This is a genomic window from Paenibacillus sp. HGH0039, from assembly GCF_000411255.1.
In the GTDB taxonomy this organism is placed as follows: domain Bacteria; phylum Bacillota; class Bacilli; order Paenibacillales; family NBRC-103111; genus Paenibacillus_F.
On sequence record NZ_KE150416.1, the window covers coordinates 1 to 1,273 of the forward strand.

Sequence of the window (1,273 nt, forward strand, 5' to 3'; positions counted from 1 at the left end):
CATAGAGCACTTGAATCAAGTGCTGTTTCTGCTCCGTCTGTGCTTGAATCTCTGCAAGCGAACAATAGGCATATTGTTCGCTTTCCGACGCTTGCTGTTGCATTTCTTTGAGCAACCTCATTACACTCATGCCTTCTTTGCTCGTTACACGCACGGGGATCGTATTAATAAACAGACCGACGATATCTTCTATTCCCCGCACATCGCTTTGCCGTCCAGATGTTACCTTCCCGAATACCACATCTTTTTGTCCGCTGTATGCTTGCAAAACAACTCCCCAGGCGGTTTCCACTACATTACTCACCGTCATTTGATGGGCGGATGTCAGTTCTTTTATCCGCAATCTGTCCTCAGGAGTTAATGTAATCGCTAGGCGCTGCACTTGCTCTTCGCTCTCTTGCGGTGTATGCACTGGCTTAATTTCGGCGACTTCTTCATACCCTGCTAATACGTCTGACCAGTAAGACAGCCCTTGTTCGTGATCCTGTTTTTCTAGCCATTCGATATAATCCTCGTAGGATGTCTGATCCTGCTTGTCCTTTATCACCTGCTCCTTTAGATCAGATGTCAAAGCACCTTTTTGCAGCGCTTTATAGAGTCGATTGAACTCCCCATATACTGTCGATAGGCACCAACCATCCATAATAATGTGATGAAAATTCCAGATCAATTGATAACCGTCTTTTGACAGTACTACGTGGTGTACACGCAATAACGGGTCTTGTGCTAGGTCAAAGCCTCGCTGGATTTGATCGTGTGCGATCGCTTCCACCATTTCTGCCTGCACGGTTGCTTCTACTCCCGTTAGGTCCGTTCTTTCATATTCCACTTCCCTCTCTCGGATCACGACTTGTTTCGGCATCGATAGATCTTTATGAATAATCGCCGTACGCAGCACTTCGTGCCGTATTGCAAGAAGCTTTAGTGCTTGCTTCACCATGTGCTCATCGGCATAGCCTTGCCCTATAAAAATGTTCTGGTTTCTATAGGCTGTCGATTCTGGTTCGGCGATGCTATGGTATAGCATCCCTTTCTGCAGTGAAGTGAGTCCGTATATTCGCTCTACCTGAGATGAACCCCCGACTGCTTGTTGAATGACCGTTAAATCCGTTCGGGATAAATACGCTGCCCGGTAGTCAGACGGTGTCCGAACCGATTCTTTTATCGCTATACAGTGGTCTTTTACCGCAAGTAATGCTGCCATGTATCGTTCACTAAAGGATTGCATCCGATCACTGGATAAATAGGACCGGTTATACCCGATCACCAGCTG

At 46.7% G+C, this 1,273-nt stretch carries 1 protein-coding gene; it reads right to left on the minus strand.

Translation table 11 applies throughout. From position 1 onward, the window contains the following. Positions 1–1,204: condensation domain-containing protein (locus HMPREF1207_RS28415; RefSeq protein WP_231392197.1), on the minus strand; the 1,204-nt coding region annotated here is incomplete at its 3' end. Positions 1,205–1,273 lie beyond the last annotated feature (69 nt).